Origin of the sequence: Variovorax frigidus (assembly GCF_051216515.1) — a bacterium.
Lineage (GTDB): Bacteria > Pseudomonadota > Gammaproteobacteria > Burkholderiales > Burkholderiaceae_C > Variovorax.
Genome location: NZ_JBPJZF010000003.1, coordinates 231,168 through 252,816 on the forward strand (window position 1 = coordinate 231,168; position 21,649 = coordinate 252,816).

Here is a 21,649-nt window from a genome sequence, read left to right on the forward strand (position 1 = left end):
GGTGTCCAATGAATCCATGACGACGAAGAAACCCCGCGCGGCCGCGCCCGCGCTTCATCCTTTCGAGGCCCGTCGCAAAGACATGCGCAATGCGCGCAAGGCGCTGGTGCTGCAGGGCGGCGGCGCGCTCGGGGCCTACCAGGCCGGCGTGTATGCCGCGCTCAGCGAGACCCGCATGAAACCGGACTGGATCGCCGGCGTGTCGATCGGCGCCATCAACGCCGCGCTGATCGCCGGCAATGCGCCGGAGAAGCGTGTCGATCGGCTGCGCGAGTTCTGGCACCTGGTGTCGTCCGCGCCGTCTCAGCAGCTGCCCGCATGGTTCGGCGGCCGGGCCCAGCAGAACCAGTGGAGCGCCACCATGGCCTCGCTGGTGGGCATCCCGGGCTTCTTCGAGCCGCGCTATTCGCCGGCGCTGCTGATGGGGGGCGCCGCGCCGCTGCTGAGCTACTACGACACCACGCCCCTCCAGGCCACGCTCGAGCGGCTCATCGACTTCGACCTCATCAACGATTGCGAGGCACGCTTCAGCGTGGGTGCGGTCAACGTGCGCACCGGCAACTCGGTGTACTTCGACAACACGCAGCACCGCATCGGCCCCGAGCACATCATGGCCAGCGGCGCCTTGCCACCGGGCTTTGCGCCGGTGCACATCGACGGCGAGGACTACTGGGACGGCGGCATCGTGTCGAACACGCCGCTGCAATACGTGCTCGACCAGCACCCGCGCAACGAGCCGCTGGTGGTGCTGCAGGTCGACCTGTTCAACGCGCGCGGCGAGATGCCGCACACGCTCGCGGGCGTGACCGAGCGCCAGAAGGACATCACCTACTCGAGCCGCACGCGCATGAACACCGATGCGCTGGCCGCCAACATGAACCTGCAGCAGGCCATCGCCGACCTGATTTCCAAACTGCCGCCCGGCTTGCGCAAGGACCCGAGCGTGCTGGCCGTGCAATCGCATCTCACGCACGAGCCGATCGACATCTTTCACCTGATCTACCGCGACAAGCCCTACGAACTCGAGTCGAAGGACTACGAGTTCTCGCGCGCGGCCGTCGAGGAGCACTGGGACTCGGGTGCGCGCGACATGCGCACGACCCTGTCGCACCCCGAGACGCTGCGTGCCGAAACCACGGTCAATGGCGTCACGACCTTCGACCTCGGCGAGCACGGGGCCGAGCGGATCAAGCGGCCGGGCCTGCCCACCTGAACGCCCGATTCAGCTTCGACTAAGGAAGCGGCGCGAGACTGGCCGCATCGATTCGGCATCCCTTTCTCACCCTCAAGGACATTCACCATGCAACTCAAGGACAAGGTCGCCTACATCACCGGCTCGGCCAGCGGCATCGGCAAGGAAATCGCCATCCTGTTCGCACAGGAAGGCGCGAAGATCATCGTTGCCGACCTCAACAAGGCCGCCGCCGATGCGACGGCGGCCGAACTCAAGGCCACGGGCGCGCAGGCCATCGGCGTGGCCGTCGACGTGACGAACGAGGACCAGGTCAATGCCTCGGTCGAAGAGGGCGCGAAGGCCTTCGGCGGCATCGACATCCTGATCAGCAATGCCGGCATCCAGATCGTGCATCCGGTCGAGGAGTTCAGCTTCGCCGACTGGAAGAAGATGCTCGCGATCCACCTCGACGGCGCCTTCCTCACCACCAAGGCCTGTCTCAAGCACATGTACGCGCAGGGCCGTGGCGGCAGCGTGATCTACATGGGCTCGGTGCATTCGAAGGAAGCCTCGATGCTCAAGGCGCCCTACGTGACGGCCAAGCACGGGCTGATCGGTCTGGCCAAGACGGTCGCCAAGGAGGGCGCCAAGCACGGCGTGCGTGCCAACGTGATCTGCCCGGGCTTCGTGCGCACGCCGCTGGTCGAAAAGCAGATCCCCGAGCAGGCCAGGACGCTGGGCATCAGCGAAGAGGAAGTCGTCAAGAACGTGATGCTCAAGGAGACGGTCGACGGCGAGTTCACGACCACCGAGGACGTGGCGCGCGTGGCGCTGCTGTTCGCGGGCTTCCCGACCAATGCGCTCACCGGCCAGTCGCTGGTGGTGAGCCACGGCTGGTTCATGCAGTGATTTTTCTCCCTTCCCCCAGAGGGGGAAGGGGTCAGAGCTTCAGTTCCCAGGTCTCGCCGACGAGCGATGCACCATAGCTCTCGTGCGGCTCCGACTGCGTGAGAACGAAGCCGCGCTTCGCATAGATGTCGCGCGCGGCCGTGAGGCAGCTGTTGGTCCACAGCACCACCTTCTTGTAGCCCGCGGCGCGCGCGAAGGCCAGGCATTCGTCGGTCAGGCGCGCGCCCAGGCCCAGGCCGCGTGCTTCGGGCGACACGATCAGCATGCGCAGCTGCGCGACGGTCGCCGATTTGCGTACGAGGAAGATCGCGCCCAGCCGCTCGCCGTCGCGCTCGGCGATCCAGCCTTTCTCGCGGCCGGGCTGGAACTTGCGGAGGAAGTCGGCCGCGATGCCCGCGACCAGCACTTCGAAGTCCTGGTTCCAGCCGTACTCCCGCGCGTAGACCTCGCCATGCTGCTGCACCACCCAGCCCATGTCGCCCGGTGCCGGGTCGCGCAGCACGACCGGAGGGGCGGGCGCCTGGGCGTCCATCAAAGCCTCGATCCGTGCCATGGCTGCGACCAACTGCTGCTGCCGCGCCACGCCCAGCGGGGCGAGCAGGGCGGCCGCGTGGTCGCGCGAGGCCTGCTGCAGCGGCGCGAACATCGTGTGGCCGGCGTCGGTCAGCGTGAGCCGACTCTGTCTGGCGTCGTGCGGGTCGGGCGTGCGCGCGAGCCAACCGGCGGCCTCGAAGCGCTTGAGGATGCGGCTCAGGTAGCCCGCGTCCAGGCTCAGGTCCTGCTGCAGGTCGCGCGCCACCGGCGCCTGCCGGTGCGCCAGTTCGTAGAGCACGCGCACATCGGTCAGCGACAGCGCGCTGCCCAGGTAGGGGTCGAGCACGCCGATGCGTTGCGTGAAGAAGCGGTTGAAGCGGCGCAGGGCCTTGACGGCTTCGGACGAGACGGCGTTGGGAGGGGGCATGCCGGGATTTTGCCGTCAGTTAGTTGACTGAGTCAATAAAATACATGGCCTGCTGCTGCACGGGTCACTGGCACGCAGGGGCGACAGGAAGAGGCGCAACACCTACAATCGCTGGTTGCCCGCCACGGGCCCACGGCCAGGCCCGGCCTCCAACATTCCCCGATGAACGCCCCCGTCGACGTCTCCTTTTTCGCGCGCGCCGCCAAGCCGCTGACCAGCTACCGCAAGTACTGGGCAGCCCGCTTCGGCACGGCCAAGTTCCTGCCGACCTCGCGCGAGGAAATGGCCGCGCTCGGCTGGGACAGCTGCGACGTCATCGTGGTCACGGGCGATGCCTACGTCGACCATCCAAGCTTCGGCATGGCCGTGATCGGCCGCATGCTCGAGGCGCAGGGTTTCCGCGTGGGCATCATCGCGCAGCCCGACTGGCAGAGCGCCGACCCGTTCAAGGTGCTGGGCAAGCCGAACCTGTTCTTCGGCGTGACCGCCGGCAACATGGATTCGATGATCAACCGCTACACGGCCGATCGCAAGATCCGCAGCGACGATGCCTACACGCCGGGCGACGTCGGCGGTTCGCGGCCCGACCGCGCGGCCATCGTCTACTCGCAGCGCTGCAAGGAAGCCTGGAGCGACGTGCCGATCATCCTGGGCGGCATCGAGGGCAGCCTGCGCCGCATCGCGCACTACGACTACTGGTCGGACAAGGTGCGCCGCTCGGTGGTGGTCGATTCGAAGTGCGACCTGCTGCTGTACGGCAACGCCGAGCGCGCCATCGTCGAGATCGCACACCGGCTGGCGGCCAAGGAGCCGGTGCAGCAGATCACCGACGTGCGCGGCACGGCTTTCGTGCGCCGTGAGACCCCCGAGGCCTGGTTCGAGATCAACTCCACCAGCGTCGACGAACCCGGCCGTGTCGAGGCCCACGTCAACCCGTACCTCATGGTGTCGGAGCAGGCCAAGGCCAACGGCGCCACCTGCGCCAAGGAAGACGAAGCCCAGGTCGTGGCGGCCACGGCCGAAGCGGCCGGTGCCAAGGCCCTGGCGGCGGTGCGTGCGCGCTCGGCCGACGTGAACCCGGCGATCAAGCCGATCACCTTCGTTGCCAACCCGTCGGTCAAGCTCAAGGTCCCGCCGCGCGACCGCAGCGTGATCCGCCTGCCTTCGTACGAGCAGGTGCGTGCCGACCCGGTGCTCTATGCGCACGCCAACCGCGTGCTGCACCTCGAGACCAATCCCGGCAACGCACGCGCGCTGGTGCAGGCGCATGGCGAAGGCACGACCGCGCGCGACGTCTGGATCAACCCGCCGCCCATTCCGCTGACCACGGCCGAGATGGACCACGTGTTCGACCTGGCCTATGCGCGCAGCCCGCATCCGCGTTACGCCGACGAGAACGGCAGCCACGACGGTGCGACCAAGATCCCGGCCTGGGAGATGATCCGCTTCAGCGTGAACATCATGCGCGGCTGCTTCGGCGGCTGCACCTTCTGCTCGATCACCGAGCACGAAGGCCGGATCATCCAGAGCCGTTCGGAAGACTCGATCATCAAGGAGGTCGAGGCCATCCGCGACAGCGTGAGCGGCTTCACCGGCACCATCTCCGACCTGGGCGGCCCCACGGCCAACATGTACCGGCTGGGCTGCAAGAGCCCCGAGATCGAGGCCGCGTGCCGCAAGCCGAGTTGCGTGTACCCGGGCATCTGCCCGAACCTGGGCACCAACCACGATCCGTTGATCAAGATCTACCGCCGCGCGCGCGCGCTCAAGGGCATCAAGAAGATCCTGATCGGCTCCGGCCTGCGCTACGACCTCGCGGTGCAGTCGCCCGAGTACGTGAAGGAGCTGGTGCAGCACCACGTGGGCGGCTACCTCAAGATCGCGCCCGAGCACACCGAGCAGGGCCCGCTCACCAAGATGATGAAGCCGGGCATCGGCAGCTATGACAAGTTCAAGCAGATGTTCGAGAAGTTCTCGGCCGAGGCGGGCAAGAAGCAGTACCTGATTCCGTACTTCATCGCCGCGCATCCGGGCACCAGCGACGAGGACATGATGAACCTCGCGATCTGGCTCAAGAAGAACGGCTTCCGCGCCGACCAGGTGCAAACCTTCTACCCGAGCCCGATGGCCACGGCGACGACGATGTACCACACCAACAAGAACCCGCTGCGCAAGATCACACGCGAGAGCGAGACGGTGGACATCGTGCGCGGCGACAAGCGCCGCCGCCTGCACAAGGCCTTCCTGCGCTACCACGATGCCAACAACTGGCCGTTGCTGCGCGAGGCCTTGAAGAACATGGGCCGCGCCGATCTGATCGGCAACGGCAAGCACCACCTGATTCCCACCTGGCAGCCGCTGACCGATGGCGGCTACACCAGTGCGCGGCGCAAGAACTCGACCGTCGTGCCTGCAGCCAAGCCGACCCAGGCCGCAGCCCCCGTGAGGCTGGCGCCCGTGAAGCCCTCCAAGGGCCGCATCCTCACGCAGCATACCGGCCTGCCTCCGCGCGAGACGGGAAGCGGTGGCGCGGCGCGCGGCCCGGCGGGCGTGCCGGGCAAGGGCTTCCGCAAGGCGCGTTGAGCGCCTCGGAGGCCGACCGCTCAGGTCGTCGTCAGGCCGGCAGGCCGCTCACCTGGACCGACAGATCGAACAGCTTCGCCTTGCCCGCGTAGTAGCGGTCGATGCGCCATTCCTTGAGGATGTCGATGGCGATCTCGAAGGTTTCGAGCTCCAGCTTGTAGAGCTCCGCCACATTGAAGTGCGTATCGGATTCGAGGGCCAGCACCAGTTGTGCAAGCGTTCGAGCCGATTCGCTCGCCGGATTGGCGACGATGAATTTGCGGGCTGTTTTGATGGCGTTCACGATGGTCCTTTGGGTGCCTCTCGGGAGAGGCTGTGGCCGGGCCCGTGGCATACGGGTCAACCCGGATGCGCAAGGCTGAAATCCGGGTCTGGATGGGGATTGTCGCAAGCTTCATATGACAAATTTGTGACAGTCTTTTCCGGCCTGAAGTACACCGTGTCTCAGGGGCCGATGCGCGGCGCCACCCAGAACACCCAGGCCGCCAAGGCGATGCAATGGAGCATCGCGGTGGCGGCGTAGACCTGCAGGAAAACAGCCTTGCTGGACTTGTGTCGCAGCATCCGTTGCGCCAGTCCCGCCGCGGGCCAGCCGCCCAGCAGCGCGAACAGGTGCAGCGTCTGTTCCTGCGTGCGCCACCGGCCTTTTTGCGCTGCGTCCTTGTCGAAGGCGTAGGCGAACAGCGTGACCGCGTTGAGCGCCACCAGCGCCGCGATGCCCCACCAGGGCAGGCGCTGCAGCCACAGGCCGCAGCCCAGCAGCGCGAGCCAGAGTGGCAGCAGCCACAGCACCGACCGCGCGCCGACGGCCGCGGTGGCGGTGCGGGGTGACGCGGGCCGACGTGGCGCGGCGCGCGATGCCTCGCGCACCGTGCCGTCGCCGGCGATCGGATGCACGGCCATCGCACGCGGGCCCTTGCCGCCCACGTGGATCTCGTCGAAACCCACGGCCATGTCTTCGCTCGGCGGAGCGCCCGCGCCGCGGAAATCGCGGATGTGGAAGAACACGTCGGCCTCGCCGGGACGGCGGATGAAGCCGAAGCCGCGTGCCGCATCCCACCGGCGCACCACGCCTTTTTTCTTCATGCCTGGTCCCGACGCTCAAGCGGCCGGGCGGGCATCGCGCATCGCATGCAGCGGCACGTCGTGCGCGAGCGCCATGGCTTCGAGCGCATCGCAATCCTGTGTGCGCACGAAGGCCGCGATGGCCGCGTGGGTCGAGGAGCGGAACATGGCCTGCGCGGCTTCCGCATCGAGTCCGGCCGCCGCGCACAGGCGTTGCGCGAAGTGCGGCTCGAGCGCGGCCAGGGCAACGCGTCCGTCGCGGCAGGGGTAGACGCGGTAGCCCGCATGCCCGCCGCCGACCGTGCCGCCGGGCGTGGTCAGGCCCCAGTAGCGCGGCAGCGCGAGGTACTGGGCCGCCTCCGAGAGTGCGATCTCGATGCGCGTGCCGGTGCCGTGCGTGGCACGGTGCAGCAGGGCCTGCAGCACCGCTTCGCTGGCCATCAGCGAACCGCCCATGTCGGCATACAGCGTGGGCGGCAGTTCGGCGCCCGTGACCAGGCCGCTCTCGGCCATGTAGCTGAGGTCATGGCCCGGCGCCTCGGCCTGTGCACCGGGTGCGCCGACGATGGCAACCATCGAGAGCCGAGGGTAGCGGGCATGCAGCGCATGCCAATCCAGACCCAGCTTGACCAGTGCCGACGGCCGGAACGAGGTGATCAGCACGTCGGCACAGGCCAGTTCGATGTGCAGCAGCGCCTGGCCCTCGTCGGTCTTGAGGTCGCCCTGCAACAGCGCGATGCCTTCGTGCATCGCGTCGTAGGCCTCGGGCGCGTAGAGGCGCATCGGATCGGCGGAGCGGCCTTCGGGGGCCAGCGGCTCGAACTTGAGGCACTGCGCGCCCATCGCGTGGCAGCGCATCAGCGCGGCCGGGCCCGGGAGGTTGAGCGCCAGGCTCAGCACGCGCGTGCCGGCGAGGGGAGAGAACACGGGGGCGGCGGGACTCGGCATGGCGTGAGAAAGTAGAGGGAAATCCGGTCATTCTCGTGCGCGCCGTCCGGGAAGACGAACGCCGGAAGCCACGGAGGCCTGTTCAGTCGTCGGCGGCTGGCGGCACGTCGCCGCCCTTCTGGCGCTCGCGGAACAGGGCGGCACGCATCAGGAAGATGGTCGTGACCGGGGCGGTGAGCGAAACGAAGAGCGTGATCAGCACCGCGTGCAGGAACAGGCTGTAGCCCTGCACCGAGAAGTAGACGATGGTGGCGATGGTCAGGCACCAGACGCCCGCCGTCGCGCCCAGCGTGGGCGCATGGATGCGGCGGAAGAAGGTGGGCAGCCGCACCAAGCCGAAGGAGCCGATGGCCGCGAAGGCGGCACCCAGCACGGCGAAGAAACCGGTCAGGATCTCGGCCCAGATCGGCAGCGGGCCGACGATGAAATCGGGCGTCATTCGATCACCTCCCCGCGCAGCAGGAATTTGGCCAGCGCCGTCGAGCTCACGAAGCCGAACAGCGCGATCAGCATCGCGGCCTCGAAGTAGACGTTGCTGGTGTAGTTGATGCCCAGCACCAGCATCATCAGCATGCCGTTGATGTAGAGGCAGTCGAGTGCCATCACGCGGTCCTGCGCGGACGGGCCGATCAGCAGGCGCCACACGGCGCACAGCATCGCGACCGCCAGCAGGAAGAGGGCGCCTTTGAGGGCCCAGAACAGGATCGGGGTCATGACTCGAAGATCTCCATCAGCGGCTTCTCGTAGCGGTTCTTGATGACGTCGATGAAAGCCTGTTCGTCGATCAGGTCGAACACGTGGATCAGCAGCATGGAGCGATCGAAGGCCAGCTCGGCCCAGGCCGTGCCGGGCGTCAGGCAGCAGATCATCGACAGCACCGCGAGCGCGTTGGGGTCGCGCAGGTCGAGCGGCACCTTTACGAAGGAGGGTGTCATGGCGTCGTTGCGTCGGGTCAGGAGCAGCCGGCCCACGGTCAGTGCCGAATGCAGCATGTCGCGCAACGCGACGCACGTGAGACGGAAGGCCACGCCGGGTTTGCGCATGCGCACGGTGGCCGGCCGCAGTCCCTTCGTGAGGAGCGGCACCACGATCGCCAGCACCGCGGCGAGCAGCACGGTGGCGAGGTGCAGCGACTGGTTGAGCAGCAGCCACACCACGAAGAGCGCGAGCGACAGGGGCGGCGAAGGCATCCAGCGCTTGATCATGGCAGGGTGCCCTTGGCGGCAGGGTTGGGGATCTGTTGCGCGCCGTACACGGCGTCGCGGTAGGCCGTGGGTGCGAACAGGCCTTCGGCGGTCGCGCTGGCGTGCTGCATGACGGGGCCGGCTTCGATCGTGAGCGCGACGCAGGCCGCCAGCAGTGCCGCCACCGGCAGCACTTCCACGGCACGCAGGCTGGGCATGGCGCTCAGCGGCTGGGTCCAGAAATGGCGGATGCCGGTGCGGCTCAGCGCCACCAGCGTGAGGAAGCCCGAGACCAGCAGCAGCCCAAGGAAAGCCCAGCTGGCCTTGCCCACCACGGGGGCGTCGAGCAGGCCGTTGAGCATCGCGAACTTGCCGACGAAGCCCGACAGCGGCGGCAGTCCGGCCAGCAGCAGGGTGCAGCCGAGGAAGCCCAGGCCCAGGAAGGCCACGCCGGCCGGGATGGCGCGGCCGTAGAGCGCCTGCTGCTCGTCGTCGAGGTTCACGTCGTCGAACGCGGTCAGGTCCTCGGACAGGAAGGGCGCGTTGCCCGCGCTCTCGTGCGGTGCGATGCTGGCCCCTTCGTTGCGCCAGCGCTCGACCATGTCGATCAGCAGGAAGAAGGCGCTGACCGCCAGCGTCGAGCTCAGCATGTAGTACAGCGCGCCGGCCCAGATGGCAGGCTGGCCCAGGCCGATGGCGGTGAGCAGCGTGCCGGCCGAGATCAGCACGCTGAAGCCCGCCAGGTTCGACAGCCGTTGCGTGCCCACGATGCCGATCGCGCCGACGAACAGGGTCGAGAGCCCGATGGCGATCAGCACGCTCTGGCCGAACTGGGCCGACAAATCGGTGTCGGGCGCGAACATCACGGTCCACAGGCGCAGGATGGTGTAGATCCCCAGCTTGGTCAGCAGCGCGAACACCGCGCTCACCGGCGACACCGCCGCGCTGTACGCGGGCACCAGCCAGAAGTTGAGCGGCCAGGCCCCGGCCTTGGCGAAGAACGCGGTGGCGAGAATGGCGGCGGCTGCATGCACCAGGCCGCGGTCGCCCGCGTCGAGCTGCGCGATGCGGGCGCCCAGGTCGGCCATGTTGAGCGTGCCGGTCACGCCGTAGAGCAGCGCGGCGCCGATCAGGAACAGCGAGGAGGCCGCGAGGTTGATCGCGATGTAGTGCAGCCCGGCCGACACCCGCAGCCGGCCCGAGCCGTGCAGCAGCAGGCCATAGGACGCGGCCAGCATGACCTCGAAGAACACGAACAGGTTGAACAGGTCGCCCGTGAGGAAGGCGCCGTTGAGACCCATCAACTGCAGTTGCAGCAGCGGATGGAAGTGCACGCCCGCCTTGTCCCAGCGCGACGTGGAATAGATCGAGGCGGCGAAAGCCACCACGCCGGTGAGCGCGAGCATCAGCGTCGACAGCCGGTCGGCCACCAGCACGATGCCGAAGGGCGCGCGCCAGTTGCCGGCCAGGTACACGCCGATGGAGCCGGGCCCGCTGCCGGTGTCGGCCGCATTGACCCAGCGCAGCAGCGCCAGCGCGGCGAGGAGGCCGATCAGGCCGGAGATCACGCTGAGCGTGGACTTGAGCCGGCGCTGCTTCTCGTCGAGCAGCAGCATCAGCGCGGCCGTGAGCATGGGCACGAGGATCGGCACCGCCACCAGGTGCGGCATGGTGAACTCGAGCAAGCGGTCGAGGAAGCGGACGAACTCGTTCATTCCGCGGCCTCCTTGCGCTCTTCACCGTCCACATGGTCGGTGCCGCTCAGGCCGCGCGAGGCCAGCATCACGACCAGGAACAGCGCGGTCATGGCGAAGCCGATCACGATGGCGGTCAGCACCAGCGCCTGCGGCATCGGGTCGGCGGTGTTGGCCAGCGTGGCCTCGAAGCCGGGGATCAGCACCGGTTCGCTGTCGACGGTGAGCCGGCCCATGCTGAAGATGAACAGGTTGACCGCATAGGAGATCAGCGTCAGGCCCATGATGACCTGGAAGGTGCGCGGGCGCAGCAGCAGGTAGACGCCCGAGCCGGTGAGCACCCCGATGGCGATGGCGAGCACGGCCTCCATACTAAGCTCGCCCCCAGTCTGCGCGCACTTCGTGTCGCTCCGCCAACCCCCTACCGGGGGCGATGCCGATCGACCGGCAAAGCCGGATCGATGTCATCCCGCGAAGAAGCTGGTGTGCCGGCAAGGTGGTCAACGCGTTCATTGCGCTGCCTCCTTCTCGGCTTGTTCGTCGGACCAGCGATGGCTGCGCACCGATTGGTGGGCCAGCGCCGTGAGGATCAGCATGGTGGCGCCGAGCACCAGCGCGAACACGCCCAAGTCGAAGAAGAGCGCGCTCGGAACGTGGATCTCGCCGAGCAGCGGCAGGTGCAGGTGGGCGGTGTGGGTGGTCATGAAAGGGTAGCCCAGCGCGACCGCGCCGCCGCCGGTGGCGAGCGCCAGCAGCAGGCCGATCGCGATCCAGCGCCGTGGGTAGATGCGCAGATGCTCTTCCACCCACTCGGTGCCCGAGACGATGAACTGCAGCACCAGCGCGACCGACATCACCAGGCCCGCGACGAAGCCGCCGCCCGGCGCGTTGTGGCCGCGCATGAAGAAGTAGATCGAGACCAGCACCGACAGCGGCAGCAGCAGGCGCACCAGCACGGCCGGCACCATCAGGTAGCCGATGGCGCTGTCGGCGGCGCGGCGCGGGTTGAGCAGGTCGCTGCTGCCGTCGTCCTTCTGCTGGCGCTGCTGGGCCGGCAGCGCCATCGATTCGGGCGCTGGGCGGAAGCGGCGCAGCAGCGCGTAGATGGTGAGCGCGACCACGCCCAGCACGGTGATCTCGCCGAAGGTGTCGAAACCGCGGAAGTCCACCAGCATCACGTTGACGACGTTCGTGCCGCCGCCTTCGCTGAGCGCGCGGTCCAGGAAGAAGGGCGAGATGCTCTGCGAGAAGTCGCGGGTCATCATGGTCCAGGCCAGGGCGGCCATGCCGGTGCCGGCTGCGGCGGCGACCAGCAGGTCGCGCCCGCGCCGACCCCATGGACGCAGGCGCGCCGAGGCCGGCTGCACCGCGTCCTTGCTGCGCATCGGCAGCCAGCGCAGGCCGAGCAGGATCAGCACGGTGGTGATGGCTTCCACCACCAGCTGCGTGAGCGCCAGGTCGGGCGCCGAGAACCAGATGTAGGTGATGCAGCAGACCAGGCCGGCGGCGGCGGCCAGCATCATCGAGGCCAGCCGATGGAACTTGGCCTGCCAGGCCGCGGCGAGCGCGCAGACCGCACCGATCGACCAGGTCATCGCGAACATCGGCGAGAAGGGCGTGAGGGCCCTCGTGCTGCGTTCGCCGGGCGTGAACCACAGCGAAGCCGTGGCGCCTGCGATCGCCACCAGCACCAGCAGCAGCAGTTGCGTCTGGAGGCGCCGCGTGCCGAAAAGGCGACGGCTGCGCCGGCCGGCTTCGCTCAGGCGCGCCAGCAGGTTTTCGAAGATGCGCTGGCCGTCGAAGCGGTGCAGCAACGGCGTGTATTCCAGCCGCCCGTGCGCACGGCCGCGGCGCTGCAGCAGGTAGAGCCCGGCGCCGCCCGCGAGCGCGACGAAGCTCATCAGCAAAGGCAGGTTGAAGCCGTGCCATACCGCCAGGCTGTACTCGGGCAGCACGCCGCCCACCACCGGCATCGCGGCGGCGGCCAGCAAGGGGCCGACCGACCAGGCCGGCGCCACGCCCACCACCAGGCAGATCAGCACCAGCAGCTCGACCGGCACGCGCATCCAGTGCGGTGGCTCGTGCGGCTGCTTGGGCACGCCGTCACCGCCGCCGGGCCGCCCCAAGGCGGGGGCAGCCCCCTGGGGGGGCAGCGAGGACACGTCAGTGCCGAGCGTGGGGGCAGCAACCCTGCAGGGCGGGCCGAAGAACACGTCGAACACGAAGCGCGCCGAGTAGGCCACGCTGAAGATGCCGGCGATGGTGGCGATCACCGGCAGGCTGAAGTCGATCCAGGGCGTGGACTGGATGAACACGGTCTCGGCGAAGAACATTTCCTTCGACAGGAAGCCGTTGAGCAGTGGCACGCCGGCCATGGAGGCGCTGGCGATCACGGCCAGGGTGCCGGTGATCGGCATCAGCCGCATCAGGCCGCTGAGCTTGCGGATGTCGCGCGTGCCGGTCTCGTGGTCGATGATGCCTGCGGCCATGAACAGCGACGCCTTGAAGGTCGCGTGGTTCATGATGTGGAAGACGGCCGCCACCGCGGCCAGCGGGCTGTTCAGGCCGAGCAGCAGGGTGATCAGGCCCAGGTGCGAGATCGTCGAATACGCGAGCAGCGCCTTCAGGTCGCGCTGGAACATCGCGATGAAGCCGCCCAGCAGCAGCGTGATCGCGCCCGCCCCGCCGACCAGCCAGAACCATTGCTCGGTGCCCGAAAGCACCGGCCACAGCCGCGCCATCAGGAACACACCCAGCTTCACCATCGTGGCCGAGTGCAGGTAGGCCGACACCGGCGTGGGCGCGGCCATCGCGCGCGGCAGCCAGAAGTGGAAGGGGAACTGCGCGCTCTTGGTGAAGGCGCCGAGCAGCACCAGCACCAACACCACGGGGTAGAGCGCATGCGCGCGGATGATGTCGCCCGAAGCCAGCACCACATCGAGTTCGTAGCTGCCGACGATACGGCCCAGCACCAGCACGCCGGCCAGCAGGCACAGCCCGCCGGCCCCGGTGACGGTGAGCGCCATGCGCGCACCGCGGCGGGCGTCGCGCCGGTGGTGCCAGTAGCCGATCAGCAGGAAGGAGAACAGGCTGGTGAGCTCCCAGAACAGCACCATCTGGACCAGGTTGCCCGAGAGCACCACGCCCATCATCGCGCCCATGAACGCGAGGAAGAAGGAGAAGAAGCGCGGCACCGGGTCGGAGGCCGACATGTAGTAGCGCGCGTACAGCACCACCAGCGCGCCGATGCCCAGCACCAGCATGCAGAACAGCCAGGCGAAACCGTCCATGCGGAAGGAGAGATCGAGGCCGAGCGCGGGCAGCCATTCGAACTCCTGGCGGATCACGTTGCCGTTGGCCAGCTGCGGAAACATCCACCCGGCCTGCACGGCACAACCCAATGCCACGAGTCCAGCGAGCGTCGATTCCCGATTTCGCGCGTTGGCCGGCAACAGGGCCGCAAGAACGCTGGCAACGAAGGGGAGTGCAACGAGGAGGACAAGGGACATTGCCGACGATTCTATCGGCCGTCCCTTGACTGACGGCCAATTAACCCGTAAACGCCTGGACCGTTTTGAAGCCGAGCCAGGTCAGGCAAAGCGATCCGCAAAGATGCAGCGCGATGGTGCCGAAGGCCAGCGCCGCGCGGCCGTTCAGCAGCATGCCGACGGTCTCGGCGGAGAAGCTCGAGAAGGTGGTGAAGGTGCCGAGAAAACCGGTGATGACCATCAGGCGCCATACGGGGTCGATCTCCGGCAGACCGTTGAACACGCCGATCGCGATGCCGATCAGGTAGCCGCCGATCAGGTTCACCGCCAGCGTGCCCCAGGGCAGCAGCCCGCCGGGATTGAGCCACAACGCAAAGCCCCAGCGCAGCAGCGCACCGACGCAGGCGGCGGCGCAGATGGCGATGACGTTCAACAGCATGACCGCGACTTTAGCTGCTCGTGGCCCGGGAGTTTTGGCCAGGGCACCGCGGAACCGGCTTTGCCGGGCCGCTGGTGTCGCCCCCTGAGGGGGAAGGCGAAGCGACACGGAGTGCGCGAGCCCTCGGGGGGGAGCCAAGTGCTACCGCGGAACCGGCTTTGCCGGGCCGCTGGTGTCGCCCCCTGAGGGGGAAGGCGAAGCGACACGGAGTGCGCGAGCCCTCGGGGGGGCCTACTTTTCCGCGCCCATCATCAGGTCGGGCAGCATCGTGACGATGCCCGGGAAGATCGTGATCAGCGCGATGCACACCACCAGGCACAGGAAGAAGGGAATGGCGGCCTTGGCGATGATGTTGCTGTCCTTGCCCGTCATGTTCTGCAGCACGAACAGGTTGAAGCCCACGGGCGGGGTGACCTCGGCGATCTCCACCAGCAGCACGATGAAGATGCCGAACCACACCAGGTCGAAGCCCGCCTTCTGGATCATCGGCAGCACCACCGCGCTGGTCAGCACGATCATCGAGATGCCATCGAGCGCGGTGCCCAACACCAGGTACACCACCACCAGCGCGCTGATCAGCGCATAGGGCGACAGGTGCATGCCGTCGACCCATTCGGCCAGCTCGCGCGGGATGCCGGTGAAGGCCATGGTCTTGGTCAGGAAGGCCGCGCCGGCCAGGATGAACATGATCATGCAGCTGGTGCGCGTCGCGCCCATCAGCGCATCCTTGAAATTCTTCCAGTTGAGGCTGCGGCCATAGGCCGCGATGGCCAGCGAGCCCAGCACGCCGAAGGCCGCGCACTCGGTCGCGGTGGCCCAGCCGGCGACCAGCACCCAGACGATGAACACGATCAGCAGCGCGCAGGGAATCAGGTTGCCCGAGAGCCGGATCTTTTCCCTGAAACGGGTCGGCGGGTCCGCGGGCGGCACCTTGTCGGGGTGGCGCAGGCTCCACCAGGCGATGTAGCCCGAGAACAGCAGCATCAGCAGCAGACCCGGCAGGAAGCCGGCCAGGAAGATGCGGATGATCGAGGCGTCGGCCGCGACCGCATAGACCACCATCGTGATCGACGGCGGGATCAGGATGCCCAGCGTGCCTGCAGTCGCCAGCGAGCCGATCGCCAACTGCTCGTCGTAGCCGCGGCGCTTGAGTTCGGGCAGCGCCACCTTGGCAATGGTCGCGCAGGTCGCGGCCGAGGAGCCCGAGACCGAACCGAAGACGCCGCAGCCCAGGATGGTGGTGTGCATCAACCGCCCGGGAATGCGATTGAGCCAGGGACGCAAGCCCTCGAACATCTCCTCGCTGAGCTTGGTCCGGAACAGAATCTCGCCCATCCAGATGAACAGCGGCAACGCGGCGAGCTCCCAGCTCGCGTTGCTCTCCCAGAAGGAAGAGAACAGGTTCTTGGCCGGCAGGGTGTTCGTGAAAAAGGCCTGGCCGACCCAGCCCACGATGGCCAGCGTCATCGCGATCCAGATACCGCCCGCGAGCAGCACCAGCATGATGACGAGCAGCAGCGCGCCCATCAGAAGTGTTTCGGTCATTTCATTCCTAGTGGGGGAGCGGGAACGGATGTGGATGCGGGAGCGGGTACCGGACGCAGAGGACGCGAAGGTTTCGCGAAGGGCGCAAAAAACTCAGAAGAGAAAAGGAAAACCAAAAATTCTTCTTGGTTTCTTTTGGCTTTCTTTCGCGAAACCTTCGCGGTCGGAAGTCCGTATTCTTCAAACCTCTGAAGAGAAGTCACCCGCCGCGTGGCGCTCCTCGACCGCACGCTGGTAGCTCGGCTTCTCGCCGCGCACCACGCCGACGAGTTCGTCGACCATCGCGATCAGCAGCAGCCAGCAGCCCACGACGAAGGTCGCCTGCGGAATCCAGATCGGGATCACGACCAGGCCGGTCGCCATCTCGGCGAATTCGTAGCTTTCCCAGGTGAAGCTGGTGGCTGCGTAGGTCAGGTAGGCCACCGACACGGAGGCGATCAGCAGGCAGCCCACGTCGAGCACGCGCCGTACCTTGGCCGGCACCGCGTCGAGCAGCAGCGTGACGCGCACGAAGTCGCCGTGGCGGAACGCGTGCGCCATCGCGAGGAAGGCCGCCGCGGCGCACAGCCAGGCCACGATGTCGTTGAGTCCGCTCACATGCCAGTTCATCTGCCGGCCCACGCCGGCCAGGATCATCAGCACGAAGATCAGGAAGACGCAGAAGGCGCCGAGCGCGCCGGCGCCGTCGTACAGGGCGTTGAGGAAGCGGCGCATGGATCAGGCCTCCACGCGGCGAAGCGAGGAGCGTGGGCGCTTCATTTCTTGTAGGCGCTGACGATCGCGGCGCCGTCGGCCCCCGCGGCCTTGAGCCAGTCGGCCTGCATGATGCCGCCGACCTGGCGCATGTCGGCGTCGAGCTTGGCCGAGGGCTTGTGGATCTTCATGCCGCGTTCGGCCAGCAGCCGCTTGTACTCGGTGTTCTTTTCCTCGGCGACCTTCCAGCCGCGGGTCTCGGCGGCGCTGGCGGCCTTGAGCACGGCCTCCTTGGTCGGCGCATCGAGCGCGTCGAAGGACTTGGCGTTGACCAGGATCGCGTTCTTGGGAATCCAGGCCTGCGTGTCGTAGAAATTCTTGAGGCTCTCGTAGGTCTTGGTGTCGTAGCCGGTCGAGCCCGAGCTCATGTAGCTCTCGATCACCCCCGTGGCCATGGCCGCGCTGAGTTCGGCCTGCTGGATCTGCACCGGCTGCGCGCCCACCAGTTCGGCGATCTTGGCGGTCGCGGGGCTGTAGGCGCGCCACTTGATGCCGCGCAGATCGGCCACAGAGCTGATCTCCTTCTTGGAATAGATCCCTTGTGGTGCCCATGGCACCACGAACAGCACCTTGATGCCCTGTGCGGTGAGCAGCTTCTCCATCGCCGGCTTGGAGGCCGTGTAGAGCTTCATCGCTTCCGGGTAGGTGGTGGCCAGGAAAGGCACGCCGTCAAGCGCATAGACCGGGTTCTCGTTGGCGTAGTTGGCCAGCAGGATCTCGCCGGCCTGGGCCTGGCCGCTCTGCACGGCGCGCTTGATCTCGGGGGCCTTGAACAGCGATGCGTTGGCGTGCACCGTGATCTTGAGCTTGCCGCCGGTGGCGGCCTCCACGTCCTTGGCGAACTGCGTGATGTTCTCGGTGTGGTAGTTGGTCGCCGGGTAGGCCGTGGGCAGGTCCCACTTGGCTTGCGCGAACGCCGCCGCGCCCAGGGTCAGGCCCATGAGGGCAATACCGAACTTGTGATGCATGAGCGCACTCCGGAATGTAGTGAAGGCAGAACGAAAGGAAGCATACGAGCAAATTCCAGGCCACTTCCTGAGGCATTTCCCTGTCATCGCGGCGGGCAGAAGCGGGGTAGGGCGGGTCGAGGTTCCGTCGGATGACTTCGAGAGCATGCACAGCGATGCCGCATCTCAGGGACGGTGCGCCATATGGCGCGGCACGGCCTTCTGCAAGCTCTTCCTGACCGAAGACAAGGGGTTGGAGGTGCACTGCCCCGTCGCGGGCCATCGCATTCCGCGGTGCGGGGCGCGGTGCTGATCTGCTCGATCAGGCCACCGGGGTCAGCACCGGCCTTCCGCTGAAATGCGCTTGCAGGTTGGCGAAGGTGAGCTCGCTCATCGCCTTGCGTGTTTCGTGCGTGCTGCTGGCGATGTGCGGCGTGAGCACCACGTTTTCCAGCGCCAGCAACTCGGGCGGCACGTTGGGTTCGTCCTCGAAAACATCGAGGGCGGCACCTGCGATGCGTCCGCTTTGGAGTGCGTCGATCAAGGCCTTCTCGTCGACCACGGAACCGCGCGCGATGTTGATCAGGAAACCGGTCGGGCCCAGGGCGTCGAGCAGTGCCGCGTCGACGATGTGAAAGGTCTCCTTTCCGCCGGGCAAGGTCAGCACCAGGAAGTCCGCGGCGCGCGCGAGCGCCAACGGGTCGGCGCAGTAGGCGTAGTCGAGGTCCGGTTTCGGCGACGGCGTGCTGTAGGCGATGGTCATGCCGAAAGCCAGTGCACGCTTTGCCACGGCCCGACCGATGTTGCCCATTCCCATCACGCCGCAGGTCTTGCCGCCGAGGCTGGTCGCCAGCGGGAACCTGGCGCCGGGCCACTGGCCGCCGCGCACGAAGCGCTCGGCCTCTCCGAGCCGGCGTGCGATGGCCAGCATCAGCATGACGCCGGTATCGGCCACGCAATCGTTGAGCACGCCGGGGGTGCTGGTGACGGTCACGCCACGGCGCCGGGCGGCCTGAAGATCGATGGCGTCGAGGCCGACGCCCGAGCTCGCGATAATTTCAAGGTGCGGCAGCGCATCGATCAGCGCGGCGCTGGCGCCCACGGGTGCGTTCGTCACGATGCCGCGAATCAGCGGCGCATGGTCTGCAATGAAAGCGTCGCGGTCCTCGGACAGCCACAGCTTGTGCACCGTGTACGAACGTTCGACGGCCTCGGTCAGGCCAGGGGCCTGCGGCCCGGCCATCAGGACATGGATCTTGTCGGTGGAGGTTCGCATGGGCCGGTTATTCGGGTTGAATGCCTGCGTCCTTGGCGACCTTGCCCCACTTGACGGACTCGGCGGCCAGGAAGTCCACGAACTGCTGCGACGTACCGCTGCCAGGCTCGATGCCGGCTTCGGCCAGCGTCTTGCGCACGTCGGGCATCTGCAGGATCTTGTTGACCTCGGCGTTGAGCTTTGCCACCACGGGTTTCGGCGTGCCCGCCGGGGCCAGCAGGCCGCCCCATGTGGTGGTTTCGTAGCCTGCCACGCCGGACTCCTGCATGGTCGGAATGTTGGGCAGCACGGAAGAGCGCTTGGCCGACGTGACTGCGAGCGCACGAAGCCGATCGGACTGCACCTGCACCTTGACTGCCGCCACGGTGTCGAACATGAGCGAGGTGCGCCCGCTGATGAGGTCGGGGTGCGCCAGCGTGCTGCCCTTGTAGGGCACATGCGTCATGTCGATGCCCGCCATCGTCTTGAACAGTTCGCCCGACATGTGGGGCGCGCCACCCTTGCCGCTCGACGCGAAGGTCAGCTGGCCCGGGTTGGCCTTGCCGAAGGCAATGACCTCCTTCACCGTCTTCATCGGGACGGTGGGCGAGACCACCATCACGAGCGGCACGATGTGCGTCAGCGCCACGGGCTCGAAGCTCTTGACGGTGTCGAAGGGCAGCTTCTTGAACAGGCTTGGGTTGATGGCGTGGCTGCTGGCGACCAGCACGAGCATGTGCCCGTCGGGCGAGGCCTTTGCAATCAGGTCGGTGCCGATGATGCCCGATGCGCCCGCGCGGTTGTCGATGACCACAGGCTGGCCCCACGCCTCGGTCATCTTCTGGCCGATGACGCGTGCCGCCAGGTCGATGGCACCGCCTGGCGAGGCCGGCACGACGATGGTCAATGGCTTCGTCGGAAAGGTCTGGGCCATGCAAGGCATGGCGACGGCGATGGCCAAACCGGCGGCCGCGAAATGTCTGCGTTTCATGTGCGTTTGTCTCCTGAGGTTGAAATTTGCGCGTCCCTGCGGGCGGCGCGTCAGCGCGCGTGCTGTGCGCGCCACTGGGCGAAGTCGTCGCGCGTTTTCTGTTCTGTCGCGGGGTAGAGGCCGAGGATCGATTGGCCCTGGGCCACGCGCTCGGTGACGAAGTCCTCGAAGGCGGTCATCTCGGTGGCCTCCGCGGCGATCTCGTCGGCCAGGTGGGCAGGCAGCACGACCACGCCGTCGGCGTCGCCCACCACGATGTCGCCGGGGAAGACGGGCGCATCGCCACAGCCGATCGGTACGTTGATGTCGATGGCTTGGTGAAGCGTGAGGTTGGTGGGTGCCGAGGGGCGCTGGTGAAAGGCGGGAATGGCCAGCGCGGCGATGTCCAGTGCATCGCGGAAGCCGCCGTCGGTGACGACGCCTTCGACGCCGCGAACCATCAGGCGACCGACAAGGATCGAGCCGGCGGAGGCCGCGCGCGCGTCCTTGCGACTGTCGAAAACCATGACGGCCCCGGGAGGGCACTGCTCGACGGCGGCGCGCTGCGGATGCTTCGGATCGCGGAACACCTCCAGCGTGTTCAGGTCTTCGCGCGCGGGCATGTAGCGCAGCGTGAAGGCGGGACCGACCATGGTGGGTTTGGTGGCGGCGCCCACGGGCACCGCGCCTTGAATGACCTGGTTGCGCAGGCCGCGCTTGTAGAGGCAGGTGCAGAGCGTGGCAATGCTGATTTTTCGGAGGGCGTCGATGGTGGCGGGCAGAACTGGCATCTCAAAAAGTACGGAAGTTGGTGATTGCATTCTAGTGTTCTAGAATGCAATCACGCGACTCCGGACAAACCCGCAATCTACAATTGCCCGCAATTCCTTCACTTTTCGCTCTCGACTCCGCATGGCACGACCCAGTTTTGTCTCGGCGATCACGCTGGAAGGTATTGCCGCGCTGGGCGCTTATGAAGCTGCGGAAGGACGCGGGCAGGCCGCCAGGCACGTGTATTCCGCCCTGCGGCGCGCCATCGTCGATTGCACGCTCGCACCCGGCACGGCGCTGAACGAGGCGTCGGTCGCCGAGCAGTTCGGGCTGAGCCGCTCACCGGTACGCGAGGCCTTCCGATCCCTCTCGGCCGATGGCTTGCTCGACATCGTCCCGCAGAAGGGCACCTTCGTTTCGCGGCTCGAGCGCGCCTCGTTGAGCGATGCGCTCTTTGTCCGTGAAGCGATCGAATGCGCTGCGGTGCGTCTGGCCGCGCAAGCACCGTTGGCCGATCGACAGATCCTGTCGCGGATCGTGCTGCGTCATCGCGAGGCGCTTCGTTTCGAAGACCGCGATGGCAGCCTGGCTGCCGACGAAGACTTTCATCGCAGCATCGTGGTGCTGGCAGGTCACGCGTCCGCGTGGTCGGTCGTGCTGTCGGCGCGAACCCGGCTCGAACGGCTTCGACGCCTGGCGAACAAGACGATCCGGGGCAGCGAGGAGTCGGTGGTGTTTCACGACAAGGTCGCCACCGCGGTCCTGGAAGGCGATGCGGATCTGGCCGAGAAATTGTTGCGCGAGCACATCCGGCAGATCGAAGGGTTCATCGATCGGCTTGCCGAGATCTATCCCAAGTACGTTTCTTGAGGCGGTCGGCCACGGACGGGGCGAGCAGCGCGATGGCCGAGGTGAATCGACAGAAGCGCAGGGCATGAAGAAAGCCGCCCGATGGCGGCTTTG

21 protein-coding genes are annotated in these 21,649 nt (G+C 67.1%); 4 read left to right on the top strand and 17 right to left on the bottom strand.

Features of this window, described 5'->3' with window-relative positions:
• Nucleotides 1-16: 16 nt before the first annotated feature.
• Both ACSFBC_RS10410 and ACSFBC_RS10415 read left to right on the top strand, forming a co-directional pair.
• Complete coding sequence (locus ACSFBC_RS10410) at nt 17-1,213, top strand: patatin-like phospholipase family protein (protein ID WP_435510252.1); 1,197 nt, start codon at nt 17-19, stop codon at nt 1,211-1,213.
• An 87-nt stretch (nt 1,214-1,300) separates the two neighbouring features.
• Nucleotides 1,301-2,083, top strand: a complete 783-nt coding sequence (locus ACSFBC_RS10415) for a 3-hydroxybutyrate dehydrogenase (RefSeq protein ID WP_435510253.1) — start codon at nt 1,301-1,303, stop codon at nt 2,081-2,083.
• Between the two features lie 31 nt (nt 2,084-2,114).
• Here the strand turns inward: ACSFBC_RS10415 and ACSFBC_RS10420 are convergent, their stop codons facing one another.
• On the bottom strand, nt 2,115-3,044 hold the full coding sequence (locus tag ACSFBC_RS10420; protein ID WP_435510254.1) for a bifunctional helix-turn-helix transcriptional regulator/GNAT family N-acetyltransferase: 930 nt from the start codon (nt 3,042-3,044) through the stop codon (nt 2,115-2,117).
• 162 nt (nt 3,045-3,206) lie between these two features.
• Here ACSFBC_RS10420 and ACSFBC_RS10425 point away from each other — a divergent pair, with 162 nt between their 5' ends.
• Nucleotides 3,207-5,627, top strand: coding sequence for a YgiQ family radical SAM protein (locus ACSFBC_RS10425; protein ID WP_435510255.1), 2,421 nt, complete (start codon nt 3,207-3,209; stop codon nt 5,625-5,627).
• Nucleotides 5,628-5,658: 31 nt separating this feature from the next.
• On the opposite strand, the gene ACSFBC_RS10430 is transcribed toward ACSFBC_RS10425, so the two are convergent.
• The 16 genes from ACSFBC_RS10430 to ACSFBC_RS10505 form a co-directional block, all read right to left on the bottom strand.
• Nucleotides 5,659-5,910: a hypothetical protein gene (locus tag ACSFBC_RS10430; protein ID WP_435510256.1), complete on the bottom strand. Its 252-nt coding sequence runs from the start codon at nt 5,908-5,910 to the stop codon at nt 5,659-5,661.
• A gap of 161 nt (nt 5,911-6,071) precedes the next feature.
• Nucleotides 6,072-6,713, bottom strand: a complete 642-nt coding sequence (locus tag ACSFBC_RS10435; protein ID WP_435510257.1) for a DUF1294 domain-containing protein — start codon at nt 6,711-6,713, stop codon at nt 6,072-6,074.
• 15 nt (nt 6,714-6,728) lie between these two features.
• A complete protein-coding gene (locus tag ACSFBC_RS10440) occupies nt 6,729-7,640 on the bottom strand; it encodes a CoA transferase (RefSeq protein ID WP_435510258.1) in 912 nt (303 codons plus the stop codon).
• Nucleotides 7,641-7,722: 82 nt separating this feature from the next.
• Nucleotides 7,723-8,079 (bottom strand): monovalent cation/H(+) antiporter subunit G, encoded by a 357-nt coding sequence (mnhG, locus tag ACSFBC_RS10445; RefSeq protein WP_435510259.1) that lies wholly within the window; start codon nt 8,077-8,079, stop codon nt 7,723-7,725.
• Entirely contained in the window at nt 8,076-8,354 is a 279-nt protein-coding gene (locus ACSFBC_RS10450) for a K+/H+ antiporter subunit F (RefSeq protein ID WP_183026276.1), read from the bottom strand. Before ACSFBC_RS10450 ends, mnhG begins: the two co-directional genes overlap by 4 nt.
• Nucleotides 8,351-8,842 carry a Na+/H+ antiporter subunit E gene (locus tag ACSFBC_RS10455; protein ID WP_435510637.1) on the bottom strand — a complete coding sequence of 164 codons (492 nt, stop codon included), beginning with the start codon at nt 8,840-8,842 and terminating at the stop codon, nt 8,351-8,353. Before ACSFBC_RS10455 ends, ACSFBC_RS10450 begins: the two co-directional genes overlap by 4 nt.
• Nucleotides 8,842-10,539: a monovalent cation/H+ antiporter subunit D gene (locus ACSFBC_RS10460; protein WP_435510260.1), complete on the bottom strand. Its 1,698-nt coding sequence runs from the start codon at nt 10,537-10,539 to the stop codon at nt 8,842-8,844. The genes ACSFBC_RS10455 and ACSFBC_RS10460 overlap by 1 nt, the downstream gene beginning before the upstream one ends.
• Nucleotides 10,536-10,889, bottom strand: a complete 354-nt coding sequence (locus tag ACSFBC_RS10465; RefSeq protein ID WP_286552988.1) for a Na+/H+ antiporter subunit C — start codon at nt 10,887-10,889, stop codon at nt 10,536-10,538. The genes ACSFBC_RS10460 and ACSFBC_RS10465 overlap by 4 nt, the downstream gene beginning before the upstream one ends.
• A 138-nt stretch (nt 10,890-11,027) precedes the next feature.
• A complete protein-coding gene (locus ACSFBC_RS10470; protein ID WP_435510261.1) occupies nt 11,028-14,027 on the bottom strand; it encodes a monovalent cation/H+ antiporter subunit A in 3,000 nt (999 codons plus the stop codon).
• Between the two features lie 40 nt (nt 14,028-14,067).
• Nucleotides 14,068-14,445 (bottom strand): fluoride efflux transporter CrcB, encoded by a 378-nt coding sequence (gene crcB, locus ACSFBC_RS10475; protein WP_435510262.1) that lies wholly within the window; start codon nt 14,443-14,445, stop codon nt 14,068-14,070.
• Nucleotides 14,446-14,676: 231 nt separating this feature from the next.
• Nucleotides 14,677-15,990: a TRAP transporter large permease gene (locus ACSFBC_RS10480; RefSeq protein ID WP_435510263.1), complete on the bottom strand. Its 1,314-nt coding sequence runs from the start codon at nt 15,988-15,990 to the stop codon at nt 14,677-14,679.
• A gap of 180 nt (nt 15,991-16,170) precedes the next feature.
• On the bottom strand, nt 16,171-16,704 hold the full coding sequence (locus tag ACSFBC_RS10485) for a TRAP transporter small permease (protein ID WP_435510264.1): 534 nt from the start codon (nt 16,702-16,704) through the stop codon (nt 16,171-16,173).
• Nucleotides 16,705-16,745: 41 nt separating this feature from the next.
• The gene (locus tag ACSFBC_RS10490) at nt 16,746-17,711 is read right to left on the bottom strand and encodes a TRAP transporter substrate-binding protein (protein ID WP_435510265.1); all 966 of its coding nucleotides are present in this window, start codon (nt 17,709-17,711) and stop codon (nt 16,746-16,748) included.
• A gap of 301 nt (nt 17,712-18,012) precedes the next feature.
• Nucleotides 18,013-18,966, bottom strand: coding sequence for a 2-hydroxyacid dehydrogenase (locus ACSFBC_RS10495; RefSeq protein ID WP_435510266.1), 954 nt, complete (start codon nt 18,964-18,966; stop codon nt 18,013-18,015).
• A gap of 7 nt (nt 18,967-18,973) precedes the next feature.
• Entirely contained in the window at nt 18,974-19,936 is a 963-nt protein-coding gene (locus ACSFBC_RS10500) for a tripartite tricarboxylate transporter substrate binding protein (protein ID WP_435510267.1), read from the bottom strand.
• 50 nt (nt 19,937-19,986) lie between these two features.
• Nucleotides 19,987-20,706 carry a ribonuclease activity regulator RraA gene (locus ACSFBC_RS10505; RefSeq protein WP_435510268.1) on the bottom strand — a complete coding sequence of 240 codons (720 nt, stop codon included), beginning with the start codon at nt 20,704-20,706 and terminating at the stop codon, nt 19,987-19,989.
• 121 nt (nt 20,707-20,827) lie between these two features.
• Here ACSFBC_RS10505 and ACSFBC_RS10510 point away from each other — a divergent pair, with 121 nt between their 5' ends.
• Entirely contained in the window at nt 20,828-21,556 is a 729-nt protein-coding gene (locus tag ACSFBC_RS10510; RefSeq protein WP_435510269.1) for a GntR family transcriptional regulator, read from the top strand.
• Nucleotides 21,557-21,649: the final 93 nt, after the last annotated feature.